22 protein-coding genes are annotated in these 25,179 nt (G+C 71.7%); 9 read left to right on the top strand and 13 right to left on the bottom strand.

Annotation, left to right across the window (positions count from 1 at the left end):
• Positions 1-131: 131 nt before the first annotated feature.
• Together Actob_RS10685 and Actob_RS10680 are read left to right on the top strand one after the other, a co-directional pair.
• Positions 132-1,571, top strand: a complete 1,440-nt coding sequence (locus Actob_RS10685) for a GGDEF domain-containing protein (RefSeq protein WP_284919917.1) — start codon at positions 132-134, stop codon at positions 1,569-1,571.
• A 104-nt stretch (positions 1,572-1,675) separates the two neighbouring features.
• Positions 1,676-2,242, top strand: a complete 567-nt coding sequence (locus Actob_RS10680; protein WP_284919916.1) for a GNAT family N-acetyltransferase — start codon at positions 1,676-1,678, stop codon at positions 2,240-2,242.
• A gap of 67 nt (positions 2,243-2,309) precedes the next feature.
• Here the strand turns inward: Actob_RS10680 and kduD are convergent, their stop codons facing one another.
• The 8 genes from kduD to Actob_RS10640 are packed head-to-tail and all read right to left on the bottom strand — an operon-like array spanning position 2,310 to position 10,545.
• On the bottom strand, positions 2,310-3,071 hold the full coding sequence (gene kduD, locus Actob_RS10675; RefSeq protein ID WP_284919915.1) for a 2-dehydro-3-deoxy-D-gluconate 5-dehydrogenase KduD: 762 nt from the start codon (positions 3,069-3,071) through the stop codon (positions 2,310-2,312).
• Positions 3,071-3,895: a 5-deoxy-glucuronate isomerase gene (gene iolB / locus Actob_RS10670; protein ID WP_284919914.1), complete on the bottom strand. Its 825-nt coding sequence runs from the start codon at positions 3,893-3,895 to the stop codon at positions 3,071-3,073. The genes kduD and iolB overlap by 1 nt, the downstream gene beginning before the upstream one ends.
• A gap of 11 nt (positions 3,896-3,906) precedes the next feature.
• A complete protein-coding gene (locus Actob_RS10665; protein WP_284919913.1) occupies positions 3,907-4,989 on the bottom strand; it encodes a glycoside hydrolase family 88 protein in 1,083 nt (360 codons plus the stop codon).
• A complete protein-coding gene (locus Actob_RS10660; RefSeq protein WP_284919912.1) occupies positions 4,986-5,600 on the bottom strand; it encodes a hypothetical protein in 615 nt (204 codons plus the stop codon). The genes Actob_RS10665 and Actob_RS10660 overlap by 4 nt, the downstream gene beginning before the upstream one ends.
• A complete protein-coding gene (locus tag Actob_RS10655) occupies positions 5,597-6,478 on the bottom strand; it encodes a carbohydrate ABC transporter permease (RefSeq protein ID WP_284919911.1) in 882 nt (293 codons plus the stop codon). The genes Actob_RS10660 and Actob_RS10655 overlap by 4 nt, the downstream gene beginning before the upstream one ends.
• 1 nt (position 6,479) lies before the next feature.
• Positions 6,480-7,379 (bottom strand): carbohydrate ABC transporter permease, encoded by a 900-nt coding sequence (locus Actob_RS10650; protein ID WP_284919910.1) that lies wholly within the window; start codon positions 7,377-7,379, stop codon positions 6,480-6,482.
• Positions 7,376-8,674: an extracellular solute-binding protein gene (locus tag Actob_RS10645; protein ID WP_284919909.1), complete on the bottom strand. Its 1,299-nt coding sequence runs from the start codon at positions 8,672-8,674 to the stop codon at positions 7,376-7,378. Before Actob_RS10645 ends, Actob_RS10650 begins: the two co-directional genes overlap by 4 nt.
• Positions 8,674-10,545: a DUF2264 domain-containing protein gene (locus Actob_RS10640; RefSeq protein ID WP_284919908.1), complete on the bottom strand. Its 1,872-nt coding sequence runs from the start codon at positions 10,543-10,545 to the stop codon at positions 8,674-8,676. Before Actob_RS10640 ends, Actob_RS10645 begins: the two co-directional genes overlap by 1 nt.
• A gap of 223 nt (positions 10,546-10,768) precedes the next feature.
• Between Actob_RS10640 and Actob_RS10635 the strand changes: the two genes are divergently transcribed.
• Together Actob_RS10635 and Actob_RS10630 are read left to right on the top strand one after the other, a co-directional pair.
• Positions 10,769-12,799, top strand: a complete 2,031-nt coding sequence (locus Actob_RS10635) for a heparinase II/III domain-containing protein (protein ID WP_284919907.1) — start codon at positions 10,769-10,771, stop codon at positions 12,797-12,799.
• The gene (locus Actob_RS10630) at positions 12,796-13,884 is read left to right on the top strand and encodes a substrate-binding domain-containing protein (protein ID WP_284919906.1); all 1,089 of its coding nucleotides are present in this window, start codon (positions 12,796-12,798) and stop codon (positions 13,882-13,884) included. Before Actob_RS10635 ends, Actob_RS10630 begins: the two co-directional genes overlap by 4 nt.
• 57 nt (positions 13,885-13,941) lie before the next feature.
• Here Actob_RS10630 and Actob_RS10625 read toward each other — a convergent pair whose 3' ends face one another.
• Positions 13,942-14,472, bottom strand: coding sequence for a hypothetical protein (locus Actob_RS10625; protein WP_284922289.1), 531 nt, complete (start codon positions 14,470-14,472; stop codon positions 13,942-13,944).
• A gap of 192 nt (positions 14,473-14,664) precedes the next feature.
• On the opposite strand from Actob_RS10625, the gene Actob_RS10620 reads away from it, so the two are divergent.
• From Actob_RS10620 to Actob_RS10610, 3 genes are all read left to right on the top strand, one after another.
• Positions 14,665-15,330 (top strand): DcrB/PsbP domain-containing protein, encoded by a 666-nt coding sequence (locus Actob_RS10620; RefSeq protein WP_284919905.1) that lies wholly within the window; start codon positions 14,665-14,667, stop codon positions 15,328-15,330.
• Positions 15,330-17,783 (top strand): AAA family ATPase, encoded by a 2,454-nt coding sequence (locus Actob_RS10615; RefSeq protein ID WP_284919904.1) that lies wholly within the window; start codon positions 15,330-15,332, stop codon positions 17,781-17,783. Before Actob_RS10620 ends, Actob_RS10615 begins: the two co-directional genes overlap by 1 nt.
• A 70-nt stretch (positions 17,784-17,853) precedes the next feature.
• A complete protein-coding gene (locus Actob_RS10610; protein ID WP_284919903.1) occupies positions 17,854-18,186 on the top strand; it encodes an STAS domain-containing protein in 333 nt (110 codons plus the stop codon).
• Positions 18,187-18,763: 577 nt separating this feature from the next.
• On the opposite strand, the gene Actob_RS10605 is transcribed toward Actob_RS10610, so the two are convergent.
• The 3 genes from Actob_RS10605 to Actob_RS10595 form a co-directional block, all read right to left on the bottom strand.
• Positions 18,764-19,507, bottom strand: a complete 744-nt coding sequence (locus tag Actob_RS10605) for a sulfite exporter TauE/SafE family protein (RefSeq protein WP_284919902.1) — start codon at positions 19,505-19,507, stop codon at positions 18,764-18,766.
• 156 nt (positions 19,508-19,663) lie between these two features.
• The gene (locus Actob_RS10600) at positions 19,664-20,998 is read right to left on the bottom strand and encodes an RICIN domain-containing protein (RefSeq protein ID WP_284919901.1); all 1,335 of its coding nucleotides are present in this window, start codon (positions 20,996-20,998) and stop codon (positions 19,664-19,666) included.
• Positions 20,995-22,419: an RICIN domain-containing protein gene (locus tag Actob_RS10595; RefSeq protein ID WP_284919900.1), complete on the bottom strand. Its 1,425-nt coding sequence runs from the start codon at positions 22,417-22,419 to the stop codon at positions 20,995-20,997. Before Actob_RS10595 ends, Actob_RS10600 begins: the two co-directional genes overlap by 4 nt.
• Positions 22,420-22,514: 95 nt before the next feature.
• Between Actob_RS10595 and Actob_RS10590 the strand changes: the two genes are divergently transcribed.
• Positions 22,515-23,711 (top strand): MFS transporter, encoded by a 1,197-nt coding sequence (locus Actob_RS10590; protein WP_284919899.1) that lies wholly within the window; start codon positions 22,515-22,517, stop codon positions 23,709-23,711.
• A 37-nt stretch (positions 23,712-23,748) separates the two neighbouring features.
• The gene (locus Actob_RS10585) at positions 23,749-23,904 is read left to right on the top strand and encodes a Flp family type IVb pilin (protein WP_284919898.1); all 156 of its coding nucleotides are present in this window, start codon (positions 23,749-23,751) and stop codon (positions 23,902-23,904) included.
• 17 nt (positions 23,905-23,921) lie between these two features.
• On the opposite strand, the gene Actob_RS10580 is transcribed toward Actob_RS10585, so the two are convergent.
• Positions 23,922-25,178 carry a GDSL-type esterase/lipase family protein gene (locus Actob_RS10580; protein ID WP_284919897.1) on the bottom strand — a complete coding sequence of 419 codons (1,257 nt, stop codon included), beginning with the start codon at positions 25,176-25,178 and terminating at the stop codon, positions 23,922-23,924.
• Position 25,179: the final 1 nt, after the last annotated feature.

Below are 25,179 nucleotides of genomic sequence, written 5' to 3'. Positions count from 1 at the left end.
CCGCCCGTCGCGATCGGGACGACCCGGCTGGCGGGGACCCTCTCCGTCCGGGAAGTCCCCGCCCGTACCCTTCGCTCAGATCGTCGGCAGGCCCGCCGATGAGAGGCGGCCGAGCCGAGAGGGGTGACCGGATGCGCTGGCCACACGCCACCGCGCCGGCGTGGATCGTCCACGCCGGCTTCCTGATCTGCGCCCTCGGCGCGGGCGGCGGGTTCGCCCTGGCCGCACCGGGTGCCCGCGCGGCGATCTACACGCTGGTCGTGATGGTCTCCATCGCGCTGTTCGGCATGGCTCTGCTGGCCGGGCACCTGACGCACCGGCGGCCCTGGCTGGTGGCCATCGGCGGGCTGCTGCTGCTCCTCGCCGGCCAGCTGCTCTGGCCGTACTGGATCGTCGGCGGCCACCTGGGCCGGGCCGAGGGACGACCGGCCGACCTGCTGCTCGCCGCGGCGCACGGACTGTTCCTGATCGGCGCCGCGCTGGCGGTCCGGCACCGGATGAGCGCTGACGCCGGCGGCATCGTCGACGCCGCCATGGTCGGCGTCTGCGCCGGTGGGGCGCTCTGGATCTGGGTCTTCCAGCCGCACCTGCCGGCCGGCGCCACGCCGGTCGGCCAGGTGCAGGTGCTGACCGACGTGCTGGTGCTCTGCGCGGTGACCGGCTGCCTGCTGCGGATGGCCGGGGCGGCCGACGGCCCGGCCCGCACCACGCTCGGCTACTTGCTGCTCACCGTGGTGCTGACCGGTACCGCGCTGACCGTCGGAGCGCTCGGGGTGCCGCACCGGGGTGCCTGGTCCGGGACGCTGATGCTGCTCGCCTTCCTGACCATCGCGGCCGGCGCCGTGCATCCGGGCGCGCCGGCCGCGGTGGAGCCGGCGTCGGTCGCCGAGCGACCGGCGGGCCGGTTCCGGCTCGGCTGGCTCGGGGTGGCGCTCAGCGTGAACCCGGCGATCACCGCGGTGCAGGCGCTGCGCGGCGACGCGCAGGCGGCCAGCCCGCAGCTGCCGATCGCCACGCTGCTGGTGATCCCGCTGGTGCTGATCCGCTTCCGGCAGCTCTCCGGGCAGCGCGAGAGGGCCGAGCGGGTGCTCGCCTACCAGGCCTCGCACGACGAGCTGACCGGCCTCGTCAACCGGCGGCAGATGATGGCCGAGATCGACAGCGCGCTGGCCGGGCCGCACCCGGTCACCGTGCTGCTCTGCGACCTGGACGGCTTCAAACCGGTGAACGACCGGTACGGGCACGCGGCCGGCGACGAGGTGCTCCGTACCGTCGCGGCCCGGCTGACCGAGGTGGCCGGCCCGGACCGCCCGGTGGGCCGGCTCGGCGGCGACGAGTTCGTGGTGCTCTGCCAGGGCGGCACCGAGGCCCAGGTGGCCGGCCTGCGCGAGCGGGTCACCGGCGCGCTGAGCGTCCCGATCCCGCTGCCGGCCGGCCCGGTCTCGATCGGTGTCACCATCGGGGCCGCCCGCTCCACCCCGTCCGCACCGCTCGACCGCACCGCCCTGATCGCCCAGGCCGACGCCGCCATGTACGCCGGCAAGCCCACCCGCCACCCCCGGGCCGCCTGACCGTCCCGCCACGCGCCGGCAGGCCCACCCCGGCCGGCCCCGGGCCGCCTGGCCGTCCGCCAATCGGTTTGCGCCCGGGACGCGCGGCGAGCAGAGTGACCGCCATGGAAACACCGGAGATGATCAACGCCGGCGACCTCGTCCTCAAGCGCTGGGAGCTGGCCTGGGCGGACGAGGCGGCGGCCGCGATCGCCGAGTCGCTGCCGGAGCTCAAGCCCTTCCTGCCCTGGGCCAAGGACGGGTACGGGCTCGGCGAGAGCCGCTCCTTCATCCAGATGTCGCTGGACAACTGGGCGGCCGGCACCGAGTTCAACTACGCGATCTTCACGACCGTCGGCGACCTGGTCGGCTCGATCGGCCTGATGACCCGGATGGCTCCGGGCACGCTGGAGATCGGCTACTGGATGCGGACGCCGTGGGCCGGCCGCGGCTACATGACCGCGGCGGTGTCGGTGCTGACCCGGATCGCCCTGTCCCTGCCCGGTGTGGAGCGGGTCGCGATCCGCTACGACGAGGCCAACAAGGCCTCCGCCGCCGTCGCCGCCAAGGCCGGTTTCGTCGAGGTGGAGCGCACCGAGCGCATCCCGGAGGCGCCCGGCGAGACCCCCATCCTGATCACCGCACTAGCCGGCTCCCCGCCGCCCGGCGGCGAGACGCCCGGTGGCCGCTGAGGAAGCGGGCAACTCTGCCCACCCGCACACCGGGATGACGACGCCGTGCACATAACGCGCGACTGACTCAGCGGGCCAACCACCCCCCGTCGACCGGAATGACGGCACCGTGCACATAACGCGCGGCGTCCGAGGCCAGGAAGATCGCAGCGCCCGTCAGGTCGTCAGGGGTGCCCCAGCGGCCGGCCGGGATGCGGTCCAGGATCGCGGCGTTGCGCTGTTCGTCGGCGCGCAGCGCCGCGGTGTTGTCGGTGGCGATGTAGCCGGGCGCGATCGCGTTGACGTTCACCCCGCCCGCCGCCCACTCGTTGGCCAGGGCCTTGGTGAGCCCGACGACGCCGTGCTTGGCCGCGGCGTAGGCCGGGACCCGGATGCCACCCTGGAACGACAGCAGCGACGCGATGTTGATGATCGAGCCGCGGCCCCGCGCCAGCATCACCCGGCCGGCGGCCTGGGACAGCCGGAACACCGCGTCGAGATCGACGCGGAGCACGTCGGCCCAGTCCTCGGCGGTGGTGTCCACGGCGTCCGCCCGGCGGATGATCCCCGCGTTGTTGACCAGGATGTCGATCCGCCCGAGCGAGTCGACCACCTGGTCGATCACGGCCGCCGCGGGGAACGAGGCCAGATCCGCTTCAATCCACAGAGGGGCGGCTCGACCCGAGGGTGCGGACGTGCCAGGCGGCTCATCGACCGGCCGGCTGCGGGCCAGCACCGCCACCGTCGCGCCGGCCGCCGCCAGGGCACCCGCGACCGCCTGCCCGATCCCCCGATTCCCTCCGGTGACCAGCGCGACCTTCCCGTCCAGCCGGAACGCGTCCAGGACCATCAGTGCCCCAGATCCCGCAGCATCGGCACGGACCTGCCCACCCACGACAGGTCGGCGTCCTCCAGAGCACCCTGGGTCCGCTGTGTCCCCGCCAGGAACCACAGGTAGTAGGTGACGTACCCGGGCGCGCTGACCACCGTGTGGTACCCCTCCGGCATCATGTGCACCCCATGGTCGCGGACCGTGAAGTTCTCCTCGTACCCCTCGTCGGTGTACATCCGGCAGATCCCGAACCCGTCGCTCGGCTGCACCTTGAAGTAGTACATCTCCTCGTGCGCCGCCTCGGCCGGCAGGTTGTCGACCTTGTGCCGGTGCGGCGGATAGGTGCTCCAGTTCCCGCTCGGCGTGAACGTCTCCCCGACGATCAGCCGCCGCGCCGGCAGGTCCGGCTGGGCGATCTCGGTGAGGATCTGGTGGTAGGTCCGCCCGAAGTTCGCGGCTCCCCATCGACCGGCCGCCACCCGCTCGGGCCCGATCACGTAGGGGTCCACGGCCAGGTCCGACGGCGCGCTGGGCAGGGCGATCTCCACCGGCCCGCAGGCCGTCACGGTCACCGAGATGCCGGCCGGGACGTAGACCGAGTGCGGCTTGCCGGAGAACACGTTCGGCCGGCCGCCCACCTCGGCGAACGTGGCGGCGCCGACGGTGAAGGTGGCCTTGCCGCTGAGGATCACGGCCAGCATCTCGCGGTCGCCGGACTCCCCCGACCAGGACTCCCCCGCCTCCAGCCGGAGCAGCCGGAAGCCGAGCAGCGAGCACGGGTTGAAGGGTAGTTCGTTGAGCCCGTTCGCGGCCGGGATGTAGCAGTGGTAGCGGTAGTCCATTGACAGCTCCTTCACCAGGGATGGGTCCAGCCGGGACGGGTGGCGCGGACGAGGGCTTCCAGGTAGAAGTAGTCACCCCAGAGCGTGCCCTCGTCGACACCGACACCCTTGGGTTTGTCGTAGACGCCGTGCCGCAGCAGCGCGTTGCCGGGGCTCGGGTAATCGCTGATCAGCGAGCCGAGGATGCGCCCGGCGGCGTCGTGCGCGCCGAGTTGCGCCAGCCCGCACACCGCTATCGCGGCCGCCGACGAGTCCCGTTCGACGCCGGCCAGCGACAGGTCCCAGTACGGCACGCCGTCGTCGGGCAGGTGCGCGAGGAAGTAGTCGGCGCACCGCCGGGCGGCCTCCAGGAACGACGCGTCCCCGGTGTGCTGATGGTTCAGCAGGAATCCGTAGATGCCCCACGCCTGCCCCCGTGCCCAGCACGAGTCGTCGGCGTGCCCCTGCTCGGTCTCCCCGCGCAATGGCGAACCGCCGGCCGGATCCCAGTAGAACGTGTGGTACGTGCTCCCGTCCGGGCGCAGGATGTGGTCCCGCAGCTGGGCCGCGTGCCGCCAGGCCGCCTGCGCGTACCGGTGCTCGCCGGTCTGCTCGGACGCCCAGAACAGCAGCGGCGTGTTCATCAGGCTGTCGATGATGGTCCGGCCCCGCTGCGCGGGATCCCGCAGGTCACCCCACGCCTGGATGATCCCGGCCGGCTCCAGGACGCGAGACATCAGGTGGTCGGCCGCCGCCAGCGCCGCCCGCTTCGCTGCCTGATTCCCGGTACGCCGGAACGCCGTCACGCACGACAACGTATAGAGAAAACCAAGATCGTGGGTGTCCACGTCGACCCGCCCGGCGACCCGTGCCGCGAAGCTGCCGACATGCCCGCTCGCCGCCTCCCGATACTTCTCGGCGCCGGTCAGGTCGTACGCCAGCCAGAGCATCCCCGGCCAGAAACTGGTCGTCCAGCCCACGTTCCCGGCCCGCATCGGATACCTGTCGTGCCGGGTGGTGTCGGCCGGATACGCGTCACCGAACTCCCGCAGGTTGCCGTCGATGATGGACAGTGCCGCGGTCACCGCGGCGGCGGTCACGTCGATCGCCGTCATGAGGTCCTTTCCTGGGGTGCGAGAACGGGCGCCAGCGTCCACCGGCTGTTCGCCCAGACCAGGTACAGCAGCGGGCTCGCGGCGAGGCCGAGTGCCAGCACCGGCTTCGCCACGAGGAACATCTCGAACAGGGCGAGCACCGCGAGCGACGGCAGCGTCAGGTACCAGCGCCGGACGGCGAGGTAACCGCTGATCCGCAGCACGTCGCGCAACCGGGCCGCGGGTCGTTCGGCGAGCGCGGCCAGCGCGAGCAGCGTGCCGGCCAGCACCAGCGCGATCAGCACGGCGAGGACCGGGATCAGCACCGCGCCGGCCGGGTGCCGCCAGGCCGCCCGGATGTCCACGGCGAGCACCACCACGGCGCCGGTGGCCAGGGCGCCGAGCGGCAGCGCCCGGCGGCACGAGGCCAGCCAGGCCCTGACGAACGTGCGTACCACCGGCCCCGGATGCCCGCCGAAGACGGCGAACGCCGCGCACACCGCCGGTGCCGCGAGGCCCAGCAGCCACGGGCTGAGCAGGGCCGGTAGCACCGCCACGGCCAGCAGCAGGTTCGTCATCAGGGCGAGGTAGGCCAGGTCGAACAGGGTCCCGAGGCGGTCGGCCCGGCTCATCCCTTCAGCCCCGTGGTCGCGATGCCCTCGACGAAGTACCGCTGGCCGAGCAGGAAGACCACCACGATCGGCAGCACGGAGAGCACCGAGCCGGTCATGATCAAGGCGTACTCGGCGTTGTACTGGCTGATGAAGGTGCGTAGCCCGAGCTGGATCGTCCACAGGTTGCTGGAGCGCAGGTACAGCAGCGGCCCGAGGAAGTCGTTCCACGTGTTGACCAGGGTGATCAGTGCGAGGCTGGCCAGCGCCGGGGTGGACAGCGGCAGCATGATCCGGCGGTAGATGCCGAACTCGCTCATCCCGTCGATCCGGGCCGCGTCGATCAGCTCGTCCGGTACCGACTCGTAGAACTGCTTCATCAGGAAGACGCCGAGCGCACCGAACGCCTGGATCGCGATGATCGACCACCGGGTGTCGGTCAGGTGCAGCTTCGACAGCAGCACGAACTGCGGGATCATGTACGACTGCCACGGGACGGCGAGCGTGCCGAGGTACGCCAGGAACAGCAGGTCCCGCCCCGGGAACCGGATCTTGGCGAAGCCGTACGCGGCGAAGCTGCCGGTGAACACCTGCAGCAGGGTGACCACCACCGAGAGCAGCACGGTGTTACCGAGCCAGGTGGTCATCTCCGACCGGGTCCAGATGTCCAGGTAGTGCTGCCACTGCGGACGCGCGGGCAGCCACCGGACCGGCAGGGTGAACACCTCGTTGTTGGTCTTCAGCGAGGAGACCACCATCCAGTAGAACGGCAGCAGCACCGCCACCGAGGCGACCGCCAGCAGCAGATAACCGGCCCAGCGGCCGATCGAGGAACGACGGCGCCGCCGCTGCGCCGGCCGCGGGGTCACCGCCGGTGTGGCATCGAGCAACAGACTCATGTCAGGCCTCCCTCCGCCGGTTCACCACGAACTGCACGACGGTGACCAGGAAACAGAGCAGGAAGAGCACCATCGACACCGCCGACGCGTAGCCGAACTGGTTCTCCTCGAAGCCCTTGCGGTAGACGTACTGGGCCAGCACCAGGGTGGACTGGCCGGGGCCGCCGTTGGTCATCACCAGGATCAGGTCGAGGACCTTGAAGCTGTTCACGGTCAGCAGCACCACCACGAAGAACATGGTCGGGCGCAGGCCGGGCAGGGTGACCGCACGCAGCCGCTGCCAGGCACCGGCGCCGTCCACCCGGGCCGCCTCGTAGAGCTCACCCGGCACGGTCTGCAGCCCGGCCAGGAAGATCAGCATGAAGTAACCCATCTCCCGCCAGGTGCCGACCAGGATCACCGCCGGCATCGACCAGTCCGCCGAGGTGGTCCAGCCCGGCGGGTTGTCCACGCCGACCGCCCGCAGCACCGCGTCGATCGGCCCGTACCCCGGGCTGAACAGCATGTTCCAGACCTGGGCGACGGCCACGATGGAGGCGATGTACGGGAAGAACGCCACGGTCCGGAAGAACGCCACGCCCCGCAGCCGCCGGTTCAGCAGCAGCGCCAGGCCCAGCGACACGACCAGGGTGAGCGGGATGTGGAAGGCCGTGTAGTAGAGGGTGTTCCGCATCGCGGTCCAGAAGCCGGCGTCGTGCACCAGCTGCCGGGCGTTGTCCAGGCCGGTCCACTCCGCGCCGCCGAAGATGTCCCAGGTGGTGAACGCGTAGTAGAAGAGCAGGACCACCGGCACCATGGTGAGCACCGCGAAGCCGAGAAAGTTCGGCAGCAGAAAACTCCAGCCGAGCAGCGTGTTGCGGCCCGACCGGCGGCGCACGCCGGACGTGCCCGCGACTGTCACTTGTTCAGCACCTCGTTCCTGGCCCGGTCCTGCGCCTCGGCGATCGCGGTGTCGATGTCCGTGGAGCCGGACATCACCGCGGTGTGCAGGTCGTTGAGGATGTTCTGCAGCGGGGCGGTGTACTTGCCGACCGGGTTCTCCGGCCTGGTCTCGTGCTTGGTGAACGCGAACTTGGACACCGCGTCGGTGGGCACGCCGGGCACCGCGAAGATGGTGTCCGCCGCCGCGTCGGTGTTCGCCGGCGTGATGCCGATGCCCGCGAGCGCTTTCGCGGCGTCGGCGCTCCCGGCGTACGCGAGGAACTTCTTCGCGGTTTCGATCTTGTCTTTATTGATCTTGGGGTTGATGCCCATGCCGGTCGGGTCGGCGAAGGTGACCGGCGTGGCCGAGGTGCCGGTGGTCGACTTGTCGCGCTGCGGCGCCGGGGCGATGCCCCACTCGAACCGGTCCGCGTCACCGCTCTTCTGCTGGCTGAGCAGAGTCGCGATGTACCAGGTGCCCATGGTCATCATGGCCGCCCGCTGCTTGCCGAACTGCGCCTGATAGGTCAGGTTGTTGGTGGTCGCGTCGCCCAGCGAGACCTGCGCGCCGGCCTTCTGCAGGTCGACGGCCCGAGTGTAGTAGGGCTTCAGGTAACCGAAGTCGCCGCTGCTCAGGTCGGCGCCGGGGGTCTGCGCGAGGGCGAATCCCTGCAGCGTCGACTGCCACACGTGCTGGTAGACGCCGAGCGCCTGGGACCCGGCGGTCTCCAGCCCGGCGGTCAGCCGCCGACCGGCCGCGGCGTAGTCGTCCCAGGTCCACGACCCGTCCGGGTACTTCACCCTGGCCTGGTCGAACAGCGCCTTGTTGTAGTAGATGACCCACGAGTCCTGCCGGTACGGGATCGCGTACGTCTTGCCTTCGACCTGGTACGACGCCAGCCCGTTGGTATCCGGGCCGAGCCCGGCCGCGACGTCCGAGACGTCGAGCAGCTGTTTGCCGTTCTGGTAGGTGTAGAAGTTCTTCAGCGTCTTCTGCACGTAGATGTCCGGTGCCTTGCCGGCCGCCAGGTCGGCGATCATCTGGGTGTCGTAGTTCTTCGGGTCGTACTCCTTGAGCTCGACGGTGATGTCCGGGTGCGCGGCGTGGAACCCGTCGGCGAGCGCCTTGAACTCTGGCGTGGTGGCCAGGCTCCAGCCGGCCAGCGTGAGCGTGTCCGTGCCGTCCCCGCCCGAGTCGTCGCCGGACGAGCAGCCGGTCAGCGCGAGTGCGAGTGCCGTGGCGGCGCCGAGGACGGCGGCTGTTGAGCGTTTCATCACTGCTCCTTGGTCAGATCGAGGTGATGCCGCGTGGTGACGCCGTCCGGCCAGGTCACCCGCACGCCGTCGGCGATCTCGACGGAGCAGTGCGGCGCGTCGGGCAGCGCGGTGGTGAGCGCGACGAGCGTGGCGGTCCAGGCGCCCGGCCGGACCGGATGGTCGATCCAGGGCACCCGGACCGGGCTGCCGAGCGGTCCCGCGTCGTCGTGCGTGGTGGTGCCCGGCACGCCGCCGGCCGGCACGAGCGCGGACAGGTGGGAGACCAGCCGGTCGCCGGTGACCGGCCAGCCGCCGATCCGCAGCCGCAGCGTCGCCGGGTCGTCGCGGACCTCGTCGACCTTCGCCAGCCGCACCTCGTAGACGCCGCGGACCAGCGAGAGGACAGTGAGGCGCGCGGCCGGGCGGAGGGTTCCGGCCCGGCCGGATCCGTGGTCCGGGCCGCTGTCCGCGATCCGCACCCAGTGGATCGGGCCGACAGACCCGATCGGGGGTACGCCCAGAGCCCGCATCCCGCTGCGATGAGTGGTGTTCCCGTCCCGGTCGACGAGGACCACCGACTGGTCCTCGGGCCGGGACCAGCCCGCCTCGTCGAGCACCGGCGCGGTCGCCGTCGAATAGCCGAGCCGGGCGTACAGCGGCGAGTCCGCCCCGCCCCGTCCCTCGAACCCGTGATCCGTCCCGTGGTTGACCACCCGGACGATCCCGTCGGCCCTGGTACCGGAGATGATCCAGGCCGGGGCCGCCACCGCCCGGACGAAGTCACCCTGCTCGACCGGCAGCGGCACGCTCGGCGCGGTCCACACCGGATGGTCCGCGGGCAGCGCGATCCCGAGCAACCCCTTGCTCGCCCAGTACGGCGACCCGGGCCCGGAGTACGACTGCGCGAGCCTCCGCCACGTCCCGTGCCAGCCCATGGTGAGCAGCCCCTCCGCGTCCGGCGCGCCCCGGTCGACGAAGTGCCGCACCACCCGGTCGGCCGCGTGCCGCAGCTGCCCGAGCGGCACCGACGGCACCTCGGCGACCGCGCCGGCCCAGAACGGGGCGGCCGCCGCGAACCGGTAGATCAGGCTGCGCCCCTGCAGCACCGGCGACCCGTCCGCGCCGACCAGCGCGACCGCGTCCCGCAGGTACCTGTCGAGGTCGCTCTCCCACCGCTCGCGGCGCCCGCCGTCCAGGTCCGCCGCGCCGCTCATCCGGGTCCACAGGATCGGGTACAGGTGCAGCGCCCACCCGGTGTAGTGGTCGAAGCCGCGTCGTTCCCCGTCGGACAGCCAGCCGTCGGCTCGCCGGAACGAGTCGTGCGCGGCCAGGTCGGCGGCGATGTCACCGGCCGACCACGGGCCACCGGCCGAGCGCAGGAACGTCTGCACCACGATCCGGAACCAGACCCAGTTGATCCGCGGGTACGTGTCGTCGCCGACGGCCGGTGCCAGGTAGTCGACGATCCGCTCCCGCACCGCCGGGTCCAGGCGGTCCCACAGCCAGGGGCGGGTCAGGTCCAGGATCAGCGCGATGCTCGCCGCCTCGACCTTGGCCTGGGGGTGCTCGGTGAGCCGCACCCAGCGTTCCGGCGAATCCGGGTCGCTACCGGTGGCCAGCCCCTTCGCATACCAGTCGAGCAGCTCGTCGACACCCTCGCCGCGAGCGCCGGCGATCCGGAATCCGGCCATCAGGAACGTCCTGGCGAAACCCTCCAGGCCGTCCACGTCCCGGCCGTAACCGCCCGGCGCACCGGGGAAGGTGATCCGGGCGTGGCCGGGCGACCCGTGCCGGCGGGCCGCGGCGAGCATCCGGTCGGCCAGACGCAGCCACTGATCCCGGGTCCAATCGGGGCCGGGCGGGGCGGGTGTTCGCGGATCCTCAGGCACGCGGCACTCTCCGGAATGGAGCGGACGGCTCGGTTGCGAGGACGTTAAACGCTCATAATCGCGCATGTCAATGTCTTCCACGAACTGATGCGCTCAGAAGCGATCCGCCTTACCTACCTGGTGTTTTGCTGCAACAAACGCCAGAGGAGGTCGTCACGCAGGCATCCATGGTCGCCGAAGTGATCTGATACGATCACGATCGATCATCGACGGGGGTGGTGCGATGAGCCCGTTCACCGGGCCCCTGGCGCAGGCGTGGCCAGCCGTCCGGCCGGGTCTGCTGCGCCCGCCCGGCCGCTGCCTGCCGGTGCCACCGGCCACCGACCGCGCGACCTGGGCCGCCCCGGACGCCGCGACGCTGGCCGCCCTGCGCTCCCGCGCCGCCGGCGACCTCCGGTCCCCCTGGCCGGTGCCGCTGGCCAGCGGTTACGCCAGGTTCTTCCGGGACGGCGACCGGGACGGTTACGAGCAGGTCGTCTGGGCCCGGCACGAGCGGGTCGGCCGGGCCGCGGTGCTGGCCGCCGTCACCCTCGACGAGCGCTGGCTGGACGAGGTGGCCGACGGGGTGACCCTGTGGTGCGAGCAGAGCAGCTGGTGCTGGCCGGCGCACGACGACACGTTCGAGCGGCACGGCGCCGTGGTGCCGACGGTCACCGATCCCTGTCTCGATCTCGGCGCCGGCGAGGTGGCCGCCGACCTGGCGTGGATCGACCACCTGCTCGGTGCGCCACTGGACGAGCGGGCGGCGGGCGTGCGCGCGCGAATCCGGTGGGAGGTGGAGCGCCGGGTGCTGCTGCCGTTCGAGCGGCGGCGGGACTGGCAGTGGCTCGGGATCGACGGTGACGTGCACAACTGGAACCCGTGGATCCACGGGAACGTGCTGGTGGCGGCGCTGCAACTGGTCGAGGCCGGCGAGCGGCGGGACGAGCTGGTCCGGCTCGTGATCGAGGGGATCGACAGGTTCGTGGCGGCGCTGCCCCCGGACGGCGCGATCGACGAGGGCTACGCGTACTGGTGGAACGGGGCGGGCCGGCTGCTCGAAGCCCTGGACGTGCTGGCGTACGCCTCGGCCGGGGTGCTCAGCGCCACGCCGGTCCCGGTGCTGCGCGAGACGGTGGCGTTCCCGCACCGGATGCACCTGGGCGGCCCCTGGTACGTGAACTTCGCCGACTGCCCGGCCCGCCCCACCGGCGACCAGCCGTGGCAGGCGCTGCACCGGGACGCCCGGCGGGCCGGTGACCCGGCGGCGCTCGCGCACGCCGCGGCGCGGCGGCGGCCGGGCACGCCGGTGGCGCACGAGAGCGACGGGCTGGGCCGGCTGCTGCGAGCCCTGACCGATCCCGAGTGGCTCGCGGCGTCGCCCGCCGAGGCGGCCCCTTCCCCGGCGGCCCCGCTCCCAGCGGCTCCTTCCCCCACGACCGGTTCCTCCACAGCCCCTTCCCCCGCGGCCCCTTCCTCCACGGGCTCTCCGCCCGCGGTCGCTTCCTCCGCGGCTACCGCCCCGGCGGCCGGTGAGTCGTGGCTGCCCCGGGAGGTGTGGCTGCCATCGACGCAGGTGCTCGTCGCGCGGATGGCGGCCGGCAGCTCGGCCGGCCTGACGCTCGCGGTCAAGGGCGGGCACAACGACGAGAACCACAACCACAACGACGTGGGCAGCTTCGTGGTGGCCCTCAACGGGGTGCCGGTGCTCGTCGATCCGGGGCGGCCGACGTATACCGGGCAGACGTTCGGGCCACGGCGCTACGAGCTGTGGATGATGCGCAGCTCCTGGCACAACGTCCCGGAGATCCGGGGCAGTGAGCAGGCGCCGGGGCGGGAGTGCCGGGCCCGGGACGTCGGCACGGGCGCCGGACCGGCGTACGCGAAGCTGGTCCTGGATCTCGCCGACGCCTATCCGGAAGCCGGCGTGCGGACCTGGCGCCGGACCGCCCGCCTCGATCGTGCCGAAGGCACGGTGACCGTCACTGATCAGTGGGAGCTGGCACCGGGCGCGGACCTGCCGACCCGGATCCACCTGGTGCTGGCCGGTGCGGTCAGCCTGGGCGACGGGCACGCCGAGGTGCGGGCGCTGGACGGCGCGGGTGTGCTGCGGCTGAGCTGGAACCCACCGGTACCGTGCGGGATCAGCGTGCGGGAGCTGGACGATCCGCTGCTCAGCGACGTGTGGGGCGATCGGCTGACCCGGCTGGAGATCGATGTCAGCGGGCTCGGCCCGATCGGTACGCTCGACCTGACCGTCAAGGAGCCGCGGTGAACACATCGGACAAGCGAGGTCCGCTGCCGGAGACCCGGCGGGCGCGGCTGCTGGAGGCGTTGCGGCGGGACGGCGTGCTGCGGATCTCCGACCTGACCGCGACGCTCGGCGCGGCCGCCGTGACGATCCGCCGCGACATCGCCCAGCTGGCCGCGGAGGGCCTGGTCCGGCGGGTGCACGGCGGGGTGACGCTGCCGTCGGCGGAGGATCCACCGGCGCCGGCCGAGCCGGAGCTCACCGCGCTCGGGATGCTGGTGCCGTCGCTGGACTACTACTACCCGGCGGTGGCCCGCGGCGCCGAGGAGGCGGCCCGCGAACTCGAGATGCGGATCGTGCTGCGCGGCGGGTCCTACAAGACCGAGGATGATCAGCCGCAGCTGCTCCGGCTGGTCGACCAGGGCGTCGACGCGCTGATCGTGGCGCCGCGGATGGACGTGCCGACCGCCGGGCGCACCGTCGACTGGCTGGCCGGCACCGGGCTGCCGGTGGTGCTGCTGGAGCGCACCGCGGCGACCGGGCCGTTCCACACGGCCCTGGAGTCGGTGGTCACCGACCACGCGCTGGGCGCCGCGATGGCCGTCCGGCACCTGGTCGAACTCGGCCACCGTAAGGTCGGCGTGGCCCTCGCGACGAACAGCCCGACCCGCCCGCACGTGCATCGCGGCTGGCGGGAGGCCGCTGCCGAGTGCGCGGTGGACGTGGCCGGCACCGTCGACGCGCAGATCCCGGACGCGCGCAGCTCCGGCTCGGCGGCCGCCCTCGACGAGGTGCTGGACCGCTGCCTGGCCACCGGGACGACGGCGCTGCTGGTGCACGCCGACCCGGAGGCGATCGCCCTGGTGCAGCGCTGCGAGGAGCGCCGGATCGCGGTGCCCGGGCAGCTCTCCGTGGTGGCCTACGACGACGAGGTGGCCGGCCTGTTCAGCCCGGCCCTCACCGCGGTCCGCCCGCCGCGCCGCTCGATCGGCCGGGCCGCGGTCCGCCTGGTCGCCGACCGGCTCGCCGACCCGGACCGCCCGGCGCACCGGGTGGTGATCAGCCCGTCGCTGCGCGTCCGCGCCTCCACGGCTCCGCCACCGCAGTGAGCAGCCGCTGATCATCCGTGGCCGGCCGACAGCGCCGGAGTGAGCAGCCGCTGATCGTCAGCGGCCGGCCGACCAGGCCCGGGACTGCTCCTCCGCCAGGTCGGCGATCTTCCGGACCGTGGCCGGGCTGAGCCGGGCGCCGCCGGCCAGCAGCAGGCGGTCCAGCTCCCGGTCGGTGGCGATCAGGCACTCCCGGGGCAGGCCGTGGAAGCTGATCACCCCGGACCCGATGAACGTGAGCACCGGCGTGACCGGCACGGCCCGCCCCAGGGCGGCGGAGAGCGCCTCGGCGGTGCGGCGGGCGGTCAGCCGGGCGTCGATCACGTGCGGCGGACGCCGGCCACCGATCTGCACGGTGTCGCCGACGATCAGGACCCGGGAGCGGCCGTGGTCGGCCACCGTCACCGCGTAGGTACCGCCGGGGCCGATCGCCAGGAAACCCGGGCCGGGCGGCAGGTCCACCAGGAACCAGTCCGGTCCGAGGCGGTCGAGTCGCGCCAGCGCCCGGGCGTCGGCGCTCTCCTGGCGACGGTTGTCACGCTCGGCGCGGACCCGCCGAGCCCACTCCACCGGGGTCAGTTTGGGCATCCTGTCCACCCGGTCCACCGTAGCGCCGGCCGGCACCCATCGGCCGGTGCCACGTCATTTGAAGGACATTGGACGATTTATGGGGTGAGCCGGGAAAACACAAGGTCCCGAATACGAAGACGAGGGCACCATCGCGTAACAACTCGGGGTGATACTGCTAGCACGGACGGTGCGTTCAGGGCGGTGTTGCCAGTGCTGAAGCGAGCGATCCACTGGGGAGCGGCGGTGATCACCGTCGCGGCGGTCACCGTGGGATGTGCGGCTCCGGAGTACACCTACGTCAAGAATGCCGAGCAGAAGACGTACTTCAAGGTCCCGCACGACTGGCACCAGCTCCCGACCGGTGACCTCGACGACTACCTGACCGGGTCGAACCCGAACTCGGCGTCCTCGGCGATCCGGCAGCGGATGTGGTGGTCGGTCGCCTACGACGCCGCCGCGATCCCCGACCCGGTGCACCTGACCACCAGCGACGTCACCGACGAGCCGATCGTCTACGCGCGGGTCGCCCAGCTCACCGAGCCGCAGCAGAACGCGGTGTCGCTGGACATGCTCCGCGACATGTTCCTGCCGGTCACCGAGGACGCCCGCGAGGCGCAGGCGGCCAACACCCAGCTGACCGGGTTCGAACTGCTCAGCGACGAGGTGCTCACCCCGTCCGACGGCACCCACGGGGTCCGGGTGGTCTACAACTACGAGATCACCGGGGTGATGCACACCTTCGACCTGACCGCTCTGGTCAACAACACCGCCGACCGGCTCTACCTGCTCTTCATCAGGTGCTCCACGAGCTGTTACCGGGAGCGCACCGAGCAACTGGACACCATCGCCACATCCTTCACGGTGAGGAGCAAGTGATGACGGCTCCGGCACGGATCGAGACCGAGGGCCTGCGCCCACCGGACGAGGGCCCGCGGGAGCGGGAGCGCACCACCCGCAAGAAGCTCCCGTTCTGGGACCGGATCAAGTTCCTGCTGCTTTTCACCGTGGCCTGGTTCGCGCTGGTGTGGACCGACATGGCGGACAACCCGATCCTGCCGTTCCAGGACGCGATGTACGCCCGGCTGCACAGCGGCTCCGGCCTCACCATCCTGGTGCTGGCCGGCATCGAGGTGCTGCGCCAGCTGCACTACCTGATCAGCGAGCACGTCTCCTGGTACCACCGGATGTGGACGCACGGCATCTTCGGCGGCGTGGAGCGGCTCACCCACCGGATGTTCTCCGACTGGACCCGGTACCGGCTGATCCGGGTCTTCAAGTGGCTGCTGTTCCTGGCGATCGTGGCGCTGGTGCTGGCCTCGGCGCTGGACACCTCGCCGGCCATGGCGCTGTTCCAGATCCCGGCCCTGCTGTGGTCGGCGGCGCCGATGTTCATCCAGGTCATCTTCATCATGTTCATCGCGGTCGGGCAGTTCGCGGCGATCTTCTGGTTCCTGTCCCGGGGCGGCGTCGAGGTCTACTACCCGGACGACGTGAAGACCCGGTTCACCGACGTGTGGGGCCAGGACCACGTGCTCGACCGGGTCAAGGAGAACATCGTCTACCTGGAACGCCCGGAGGCGATCGAGGGGCAGGGCGGTTACGTGCCCGGCGGCATCCTGCTCTGGGGGCCGCCCGGCACCGGCAAGACACTGATGGCCGAGGCGGTGGCCGGCGAGACCGGCCGGCCGTACGTGTTCGTCGACCCGGGCGCGTTCATCAACATGTTCTTCGGCGTCGGCGTGCTGAAGGTCAAGGGACTCTTCCGCAAGCTGCGCAAACTCGCCCTCCGCTACGGCGGCGTGATCGTCTTCTTCGACGAGGCGGACTCGCTGGGCAACCGGGGTGCGCTGGCGCAGGGCGGCCCCGGCTTCCCGCGCGGCAGCTTCCGCCACACCGGGTGCAACGGCATGTCGTACCTGTCCGAGCAGTCCCGCTGGGAGCTGGCCCGGGAGGCGATGATGTACGGCGGCGGGATGGGCGGCGGTGGCGGCATGGGCACCCTGGAGGCCCTGCTCACCGAGCTGTCCGGGCTGAAGAAGCCGCGCGGCTTCGTGAACCGGCACGTCCGCCGCGCGCTCGGCATGCGCCCCAAGCCGCCGCCGAAGTACCGGATCCTGGTGATGATGGCGACCAACCTGCCGGAGGCGCTCGACGAGGCGCTGCTGCGGCCGGGCCGGATCGACCGGATCTACAAGGTCGGTTACCCGAGCAAGGCCGGCCGGGTGCGCACCTACCAGGGCTACCTCGCCAAGGTGAAGCACGAGCTGGACGACGAGCAGATCGACAAGCTGGCGACGATCACGCCGTACGCGACCGGCGCGACCATCAAGGACATGGTGAACGAGGCGCTGATCACCGCGATCCGCGACGACCGGGACACCATCACCTGGCGCGACATCATCAAGGCCAAGCAGCTCAAGGAGCTCGGCCCGGCGGAGAACGTCGAGTACATCGAGCGGGAGCGGCACGCGGTGGCGGTGCACGAGGCGTGTCACGCGGTGGTGGCGTACCGGACCCGGCACCACATGGAGATCGACATCGCCACCATCGAGAAGGGCAGCGGGTACCTCGGCATGGTGGCCAGCATCCCGCCGGAGGACCAGTTCACCACCTGGCGCAGCCACTACGAGTCGGACATCCTGGTGTCGCTGGCGTCGCTGGCCGGGGAGCGGATGTTCTTCGACGGCGACAGCTCCTCCGGCGTCTCCGGCGACCTGGAGCAGGCGACAGCGGTGGCCACCAACATGGAGGGCGTCTGGGGCATGGGCTCGACGGTCTCGTCGTACGCCGCCTCCACCCGCCTCGGCACCGGCACCCCCGGCGGCCCGCCCAAGGGCGAGAGGAACGACCTGAGCGCCCGGCGCGCCCTGGCCGACCGGATCGAGGACAGCCTCGGCGAGATGCTGGAGCGGGCGGTCGCCATCCTCAAGGAGAACCGGCGGCAGGTGCTGGCCCTGGCGCACGCCCTGGAAACCCACAAGACGCTGACCGGCGAGGACGTCGTCGCGGTCCTGGAGGGCCGCCCCGGCCCGCTGGTCGACGGCTCGGTCTACGCCGACGACCAGTTCCTCGCCGAGGTGGAGAGCTACCACCGCGCCGCCCTCGCCGCCCACCGCGGCCACGGCCGCCTCACCGTCGCGCTGCCCGCCCGCCACGTCCCGGAGCCGGTCGTCCTGGAGGTCGCCGCCGACGTCCCGGCCGGCAACGGCAACGGCGCCGCCACCGGCGGGACGCCTTCCGGCCACGAGATCTGGCGCCGCCCGGACCCGGTCGACCCGCCCGCCAACGGCAACGGCGTCCCGCAACCCCGTCAGCCGGACCAGCCCTGACCGACCCCTGCCTCGACGATCAGCGCCGATCATGTGTCCGGAGGCGATTACCGGGGTAGCTTGGGGCGGCATGACGACTGATGCGATCGTGTCGTACCGGACCAGCGCTGACGGCACCACGCTGCACGCCACACTGCTGGCACCGGAGCTGGACGTCGACGTCGCCGACGAGTTGCGGGACAGCCTGGAGAAAGCGGTCGCCGGCTCGCCCTGCCGGCAGCTGAGCCTGGACCTGGCCGAGGTGACCTTCATCGACTCCTACTCGCTGGGCGCCCTGGTCGGGGTCCGCAACAGCGCGGCCGCCGCGGGCCTCACCATGGTGCTGACCCGCCCCTCTCCCCCGGTCCGCCAGGCGATCGAGGTCACCGGCCTGACCGAGGTGTTCGGCATCGCCCCCGTCTGATCTTCATATTCGCGCGTCTGCCGGGGTACGGATCGCATGCTCCCGCGCGGGCCGGGAGCGGCGATCTGGCCGCTGCGCGTCCAAAGCGATCGCCGCTCCCTGCACGGTCCGTGGGTGGTCACCGAGAAATCCGCTGTCCGTTCCACCGCGTGGTCGCGTCCCCCGGGGGGATCGTCTCGCGCCCTCACCTCGTTGACCGAGGTCCGCTGCTCGAAGTCCCAGCTGTTCACGACGGTGGTCTCCGGGCCCGTGACACCACCACCAACACCAGCCGCAACCCCCGGCTGGCCGTGACAGTGGCATCCGGGGCGCTGACACCACCACCAGCACCAGCCGCAACCCCCGGCTGGCCGTCACGGTGGCATCCGGGGCGCTGACACCACCACCAGCACCAGCCGCAAGCTCGGGCTGGCCGTCACGGTGGTGTCCGGGGCGCTGACACCACCACCAGCACCAGCCGCAAGCTCGGGCTGGGCGTGACGGTGGTGTGCGGGGCGCTGACACCACCATGACGGCCAGCCCGGGAAGGCGCACTGATGCCGGCGCTACCGCCCCGGGGGGCGGCCCTGGCGACGGTTCAGGCGGCGGTGCTCCAGAGGTAGGCGGCGAGGCCGAGCGCGGCCAGGGCGATCGCCACCCGGAGCGGGCGTTCCGGGGTGCGGCGGACCAGGGCCGGGCCGGTCCAGCTGCCGATCAGGCACCCGGCGGCGAGCAGGGCGGCGGCCGCCCAGTGGACCGGGCCGGTCAGGGCGTACAGGATCGCGGCGACCAGGTTGGCCACGCCGAGGACCATGCTCTTCACCGCGTTGGTCACCGGGAACGGCTCGGTCACGGCCACCGCGAGCACGGCCAGCAGCAGCACGCCGGCGGCCGCTCCGAAGTAGCCGCCGTAGACCGAGATCAGGAACACCGCGAGGCCGAGCGGCGGCCGTCGGCCCGGACGCAGGTACCAGTCCCGGACCGAGGTGCGGAACAGCAGGACCAGCGCGCCGAGCACGATCAGGCCGGGCACGATCCGTTCGAACGCCTCGGACGGTGTCCAGAGCAGCAGCAGCGCCCCGGCCACCCCGCCCCCGACGGCGATGCCGCTGAGCCCGGCGATCCGGCGGCCCTGCCCGTGCAGCTCGCGGCGGGCGCCGACACCGGAGCCGACCGTGCTGGCCATCAGCGCCACCGTGTTGGTCATGTTGGCCGCCACCGGCGGGAGCCCGGCGGCGAGCAGCACCGGATAGCTGACCAGCGAGGCGAGCCCGGCCATCGATCCGGTCAGCCCGGCCCCGACGCCACCGGCCACCAGCAGGCCCGCCGTCCCAAGATCCACGCTTGCCGAGCCTACGGACTCCGGCGCACGAGCCGCCCGACGACTTGGTCACACCCGCGCCTCCGAGCCGGCCGCACCGGCTACCCGGCTACCCGGCTACCCGGCTACCCGGCTACCCGGTCCGGCGGCGGGGCCGCCGGACCGGGGACGGACAGTTCAGCGGGACCACTGCTGGGTGGTGGCGGACGACGAGCAGGTGGCCTGCTGGAGGTCGACAGCGTCGGCGGCCAGGGTCAGGCACTTGCCGGAGTGACGGGCCTTGAGCTGGTAGTAGCCCCCAGCCGCGACCCACTGCCACTGCTGGTTGGCGCCGGCCCCGCAGGTGTACTGGATGATGTTGGCGCCGTCGGCGGTGGAGCCGGCGGCCACGTCCAGGCACTTGCCGCTGTTGCGGTTGATCACGTTGACGTAGCCGCCGCCGGTCGACCGGAAGTCCCACTCCTGGTTGGCGCCGTTGTTGGCGGCGTACGTGCGCACCTCGGCGTTGTCGGCCGTCGAGGCGTTCCACACGTCCATCACCTTCGACGTGCTCCGGTTGGTGACCCGGTAGTAGGTGACCGCGCTGCCGGTGACCGTGCCGGCCGCCGCGTCCACGGTGATCGACGGCGACCAGGACAGCGACATCGACGTGCTGCTCGGGAACGTGATCGGCAGCCAGACGTACTCGGAGCTGTTGACCGGCGCGCCCCACGCCCCGGCCCAGCGGTCGCCCAGGTAGAGATAGCTGCTGCCCAGCTGCAGGACGTACGCCGGCTGCGAGTGATAGGTCGTCGGGTCACCCACGTCGGTCCAGCCGGTCCACGGCCCGGCGATGCTCGGCGCGGTGGCGTAGCGGGCCTGGTTGGGGTTCCAGCCGGACGTCCCCGAGGTCAGCATGAAGTACGTGCCGCCCCGCTTGAACAGGGCCGGCGCCTCCCGGGACGCGTCGTTCCAGAAGTTGCCGACGACAGACGCCACGTTCAGGTAGTCGGGGGTGAGCCGGTAGATCATCAGGTCCCGGTTCTCGTCCGCCGCCGAGATCATGTACGCCGCGGAACCCTCCTGATAGAGCGTGAGGTCCCGCGACATGTAGCTGCCGAACGGGCGGAAGCTGCCGGCGTACGCGTAATCGCCGTCGATCGTGTCGGAAACCGCGACCGCCGCGCGGGCCTCGCCGTAGTCGGTCCCGTTCTCCTTGTGCATCCACATCACGTACTTCCCGGTGGACGCGTTGTAGATCACCTTGGGTCGCTCGATCTTGGCGGAGGCCAGCTCGGACGCGGAGGACCGGGTCAGCACGTTGTTGCGGAACTCCCAGTCTCGCAGGTCGGTGGAGCGGTAGACGCTGACCGCGGCGAACGTGTCGTCGGCGTTGCGGTTCTCGCCGAACCAGTAGTAGTACGCGCCCACTTTGATCATCCCGCCGCCGTGCGCGTGCACGCCGCCGAACTGGGTGCCGTTGGTGATGGTGACCGGGGCGAGCATCAGCAGCAGGGCGAGCAACGTTTTCATGCCGCGCTCCTGGTCCACTGCTGGTTGGTGCCGCCGTTGCAGGTGTACTGCCCGATGTCGGTGCCGTCCGCGGTGCCGGCGCCGGCCACGTCGAGGCACTTGCCGCTGTGCCGCGCGACGAGCGTGTAGTAGCTCCCGGAGGCGACCCACGACCACTGCTGGTTGGTGCCGCCACCGCAGGTGTACTGGATGACGTTGGCCCCGTCGGCCGTCGACGCCGAGGCGACGTCCAGGCACTTGCCGCTGTACTGGTTGACCACCCGGACGTACCCGTTGCCGAGGTCCTCGAAGGACCACTTCTGGTTCGCGCCGCCGTTCCAGGAGTACTGCTTCACCTCGGCGCCGTCCGCTGTCGACGAGCCGACCAGGTCCATCACCTTGCCGCTGTTGCGGTTGGTGACCCGGTAGTGGGTGAGCGGGACGTTGCCGCCGGCGTCCAGCCCCCACGAGTAGCGCAGTTGGTCCCGGCCGGAGTTGTTGGTGGTGGTCAGGGTCAGCGCGGTGCCGCTGCCGTTGATCTCCTGCAGGCGATACGGGTCGGCGATCCGCACACCCGGCCAGTACACCGTGCCCAGCCCCTCGGCCCGCGCCTCGGCGGCCACCCCGCGGATGAACGCGATCATGTCGTTGGTGGTCGACGGCGCGTCGTAGTCGCGCCCGTCGGTCATCGTCGCGCCGAATTCGGTGATCACGACCCGGTTCGCGTACGCGCCGACGCTGGTGCGCAGTGACTCCCGCCAGGCGTCCTCGGTGTGCCGGCCGGCGTCGAAGAACTGGTAGATGTGCCGGGAGATCAGCGTGCCGTCGAACCGGGTGTCGCCGCCGATCGTGGTGAGCCGCTGGTTGTACCCGGCCCCGCTGATGATCACCCGGCCGCGCGGGACGCCGGGGAAGGTGCCGAGCCACTGGGCCGCGAGGTTCTTCCAGTCGGTGTCGCTGTAGCCGTACGGCTCGTTGAACGGCTCGAAGTAGACGTTGGCGTTCGACGAGTACCTGGCCACGATGGTCTGCCACATCGACCAGAACTGGGTGGTGTTGTCCACCGTGCCGTTGCGCGAGCTGGCGGCCTCCCAGTAACTGAGGATCACCTTCATGCCCTTGGCCGCGGCCGCGTCGATGGCGCCGGTGTAGGACGCCCAGTAGGAGCCGGCGACCGTCGGGTGGTTCACCGGCATCCGGACCGTGTTGGCGCCCAGGTTGTTCTGGAAGCCGGTGAGGATCGCGTTCGCCTTGGCCTGCGTGGTGGCGTAGCTGTCGCTGGTGCTCAGGCCGCCGAGCACCAGGGTGTCGTCGACGAAGTTGTCGCGCTGGTCGGCCCAGTTGACCCCGCGGAAGCCGCTGGTGGCGGCGGCGGCCGAGGGGCTCGGAAGGGCCAGTGCGCTGGTGAACAGGAGCAGGACGAGGGGGATTCTTGCCCGCATGGCGAGGCCTTTCGTCTCGGCCGGAGGACGCCGGCTGGGGATCGAGAGACCTAAATGTTAACGTAAACACAACATGATCGTGAGATCATCCCGCGGTGCGTCGCGCGATCGTCACCCTCCTCGTCGTCTGCCAGAGCGCCCAGGCGCTGATCTTCGGCGGGATCGCGCTGTTCCTCCCGCTGATCCGCACCGACCTGGGCCTCACCTTCGCCCAGGCGGGCACCCTCGCGGCGGCGAGCAATCTGACGTACGCCCTGATGCAGGTCCCGTCCGGTCTCCTCGCCGACCGGTTCTCGCCCCGGACGCTGTTCCTGGCCGGGCTGCTCGGGACGAATCTGCTGGCCGCCGTGTTCGCGGTCCTCAGCTCGTACGAGATGCTCCTGGTCGACCAGGCGTTGTCGGGGTTCTTCCGGGCGCTGGTCTTCGCGCCCGGACTGCTGCTGATCAGCGAGCAGTTCCCCGGCGACCGACGGGCCACCGCGATGGGGCTGTACGTCGCCGGCGGCTTCTCCTCCAACATCCTGCTCAGCTCCCTCGGCCCCTGGCTGGTCGGGCCGCTCGGCTGGCGACTGCTGTTCGGGATCTTCGCGGTGGCCGGGCTGCTCGCCCTGGTGCTCTACCGCCGGGCCGCCGGGCCCGCCGTGCCGGTCCCGCCGACCGGCCGCCCGGCCCGGATCACCGACCTGCCCGTCCTGCTCCGGCACCGGATCGTCTGGCTGACCGGGGTGATCCAGTTCGCCCGGCTCGCTGTCGCCCAGGGCTTCACCTTCTGGCTGGCCACCTGGCTGGTGGTGGACCGCGGGCAGTCGCTGACCGCGGCCGGCCTGGTGGTGGCGCTCGGCGCGGCGGTGACCGCGCCGGCGAACTACCTCGGCGGGCTGATCTCCGACCGGCTCGGGCGCCCGCTGCTGGTGATCGGCGGTTCGCTGACGGTGCTGGCCACCGGCCTGGCCCTGCTCACCTACGTGCCCGGGATGCCGGCGGTGCTGGCGGTGGTCGCGATGATCTCGGTGGTGGTGCAGGTGTACTTCGGGCCGCTGTTCGCGTTGCCGATCGCGGTGCTCGGGACGGAGCGCGCCGGACTGCTCAGCGGGTTCGGCAACTTCTGCGCCAACCTGGGCAGCTTCGCGTTCGTCTACCTGCTCGGCGCGGTGAAGGACGCGACCGGGTCGTTCCGGGCCGGCTTCCTCAGCCTGTCCGCGCTGTGCGTCATCGCGCTGGTCGCGGCGGCGATGGCCCGGCCGGTGGTGGCCACCGGCAACCGTCCGGGACCCGTTCCACACCCGCGGTGAACCTCACCGGGGAGCGGAACGGGCCGAACAATGGTGCATGGGGAAGCTGACTGACGAGGGCGCCACCGCCGTCGAGTACTCGCTGCTCGCGGCGATCGTCGCGGGCATCTGCATCGTGACGGTGACCCCGGTCGGCCACCGTCTCGCCCATCTCCTCGACGTGCTCACCGTCGCCGGCGGATCCCTGCTCTGACCGGCGGCGCCAGCGCTCTAGAACAGCCTGCGGGGAACAGCGGCCGCGAGTGCCGCGTAACCGGCCGGGTTCATGTGCAGGTGATCGCCGACGTCGAAAGCCGGATCGAGGCGGCTCGGCGCCGCGGGGTCGGCCACGGCCGCCGCGAAGTCGACGTACGCGTCGAACACCCCGCCCCGGATCACCCCGTTCACCGTCACCCGGGCCCGCTCCCGCAGCCCACCCGGATCGTCATACCCGGCGTTCCCACCGAACGGCGTGATCGTCGCACCGTAGACCCGCAGGTCCTGAGCGTGCGCCCGCTGCACGATCTGCCGGTACGCCCCGGTCAGCGCCGCGATCACCTGCCGCTGCCCGGCCTCGGTCGCCTCGGCGGTCCCGATGTCGTTGACCCCCTCGAAGACCAGCACCCAGGCCGCCCCGCTGACCCCGAGCACGTCCCTGTCGAACCGGGCCAGGACGTTCGGCCCGAGCCCGTCGTGCAGCACCCGGTTACCGCCGGCCGCCTGGTTGAGGATCGCGAGTCGCGGGTCCCGGAACCGGGCCGCCAGCTGATCCGGCCACCTGTCGTTGCCGTTGGTGGTCGAGCCCCGCCCGTCGGTCAGCGAGTCCCCGATGATCACCACTCCGGCGGCGCGGCTGCCGATCACCTCGATCCCGCTGATCAGGTACCAGTGGTCGACGGGCGTCGCGCCCGACATCTCCGGTTTCTCCGCCTGGTCGCCCTTGACCAGCCAGGACGTCGTGCGCGAGCCCGGGTGCCCGGTCAGAGCGAGCCCCGCCTGCCCGGCACCGAGATAGACGGAAACGGTCAGGTTCGCCCTGGCCGCGACGGGCATCGGCACCGGGTCGGAGACGACCTGCGCGCCGGCGGGCACCACCACCGACGCCTGACCGCCGAAGGTCAGCGCCCGCGAGCTCCCCGCGACGATGCCGGAGCTTCCCGCTCTGCCGTCCACCGGAAGCGCCAGGGCCGCCCGATCGAGCGGCAGATCCGTGGTGCCGAACGCGTTGGAGAAGCGGACCCGCACCACCTTCCCGCCGATCGACGTGTGCACCGTCTGCCGCAGCGTGGTGTCCACCAGCACCGCGTCGGTCCCGGTGAACGGCGCCGGCGGCATGTTCCCCGGCTCGGTGAGCTGCGGCATCGCGGTCCAGGTGTGCACCCAGGACGCCTGCTGGGTGGCGGCCGAGGGGACGGCGGAGGCGGCGGACGGGACGAGGCCCGCCGCGACCGCGCCGGTCGACCCGGCGAGCAGAGCACGACGTTTCATG

The organism is Actinoplanes oblitus (assembly GCF_030252345.1).
GTDB lineage: Bacteria > Actinomycetota > Actinomycetes > Mycobacteriales > Micromonosporaceae > Actinoplanes > Actinoplanes oblitus.
The sequence above is the reverse complement of the archived record's forward strand: the minus strand, read 5'-3'. Positions and strand labels throughout refer to the sequence as shown.

What these genes read in the sequence shown, in the direction of transcription:
- Actob_RS10685 (WP_284919917.1), top strand. Translation starts at nt 132, where the DNA reads ATGCGCTGGCCACACGCCACCGCGCCGGCGTGGATCGTCCACGCCGGC.
- Actob_RS10680 (WP_284919916.1), top strand. Translation starts at nt 1,676, where the DNA reads ATGGAAACACCGGAGATGATCAACGCCGGCGACCTCGTCCTCAAGCGC.
- kduD (WP_284919915.1), bottom strand. Translation starts at nt 3,071, where the DNA reads ATGGTCCTGGACGCGTTCCGGCTGGACGGGAAGGTCGCGCTGGTCACC.
- iolB (WP_284919914.1), bottom strand. Translation starts at nt 3,895, where the DNA reads ATGGACTACCGCTACCACTGCTACATCCCGGCCGCGAACGGGCTCAAC.
- Actob_RS10665 (WP_284919913.1), bottom strand. Translation starts at nt 4,989, where the DNA reads ATGACGGCGATCGACGTGACCGCCGCCGCGGTGACCGCGGCACTGTCC.
- Actob_RS10660 (WP_284919912.1), bottom strand. Translation starts at nt 5,600, where the DNA reads ATGAGCCGGGCCGACCGCCTCGGGACCCTGTTCGACCTGGCCTACCTC.
- Actob_RS10655 (WP_284919911.1), bottom strand. Translation starts at nt 6,478, where the DNA reads ATGAGTCTGTTGCTCGATGCCACACCGGCGGTGACCCCGCGGCCGGCG.
- Actob_RS10645 (WP_284919909.1), bottom strand. Translation starts at nt 8,674, where the DNA reads ATGAAACGCTCAACAGCCGCCGTCCTCGGCGCCGCCACGGCACTCGCA.
- Actob_RS10635 (WP_284919907.1), top strand. Translation starts at nt 10,769, where the DNA reads ATGAGCCCGTTCACCGGGCCCCTGGCGCAGGCGTGGCCAGCCGTCCGG.
- Actob_RS10625 (WP_284922289.1), bottom strand. Translation starts at nt 14,472, where the DNA reads ATGCCCAAACTGACCCCGGTGGAGTGGGCTCGGCGGGTCCGCGCCGAG.
- Actob_RS10615 (WP_284919904.1), top strand. Translation starts at nt 15,330, where the DNA reads ATGACGGCTCCGGCACGGATCGAGACCGAGGGCCTGCGCCCACCGGAC.
- Actob_RS10610 (WP_284919903.1), top strand. Translation starts at nt 17,854, where the DNA reads ATGACGACTGATGCGATCGTGTCGTACCGGACCAGCGCTGACGGCACC.
- Actob_RS10600 (WP_284919901.1), bottom strand. Translation starts at nt 20,998, where the DNA reads ATGAAAACGTTGCTCGCCCTGCTGCTGATGCTCGCCCCGGTCACCATC.
- Actob_RS10595 (WP_284919900.1), bottom strand. Translation starts at nt 22,419, where the DNA reads ATGCGGGCAAGAATCCCCCTCGTCCTGCTCCTGTTCACCAGCGCACTG.
- Actob_RS10585 (WP_284919898.1), top strand. Translation starts at nt 23,749, where the DNA reads ATGGGGAAGCTGACTGACGAGGGCGCCACCGCCGTCGAGTACTCGCTG.
- Actob_RS10580 (WP_284919897.1), bottom strand. Translation starts at nt 25,178, where the DNA reads ATGAAACGTCGTGCTCTGCTCGCCGGGTCGACCGGCGCGGTCGCGGCG.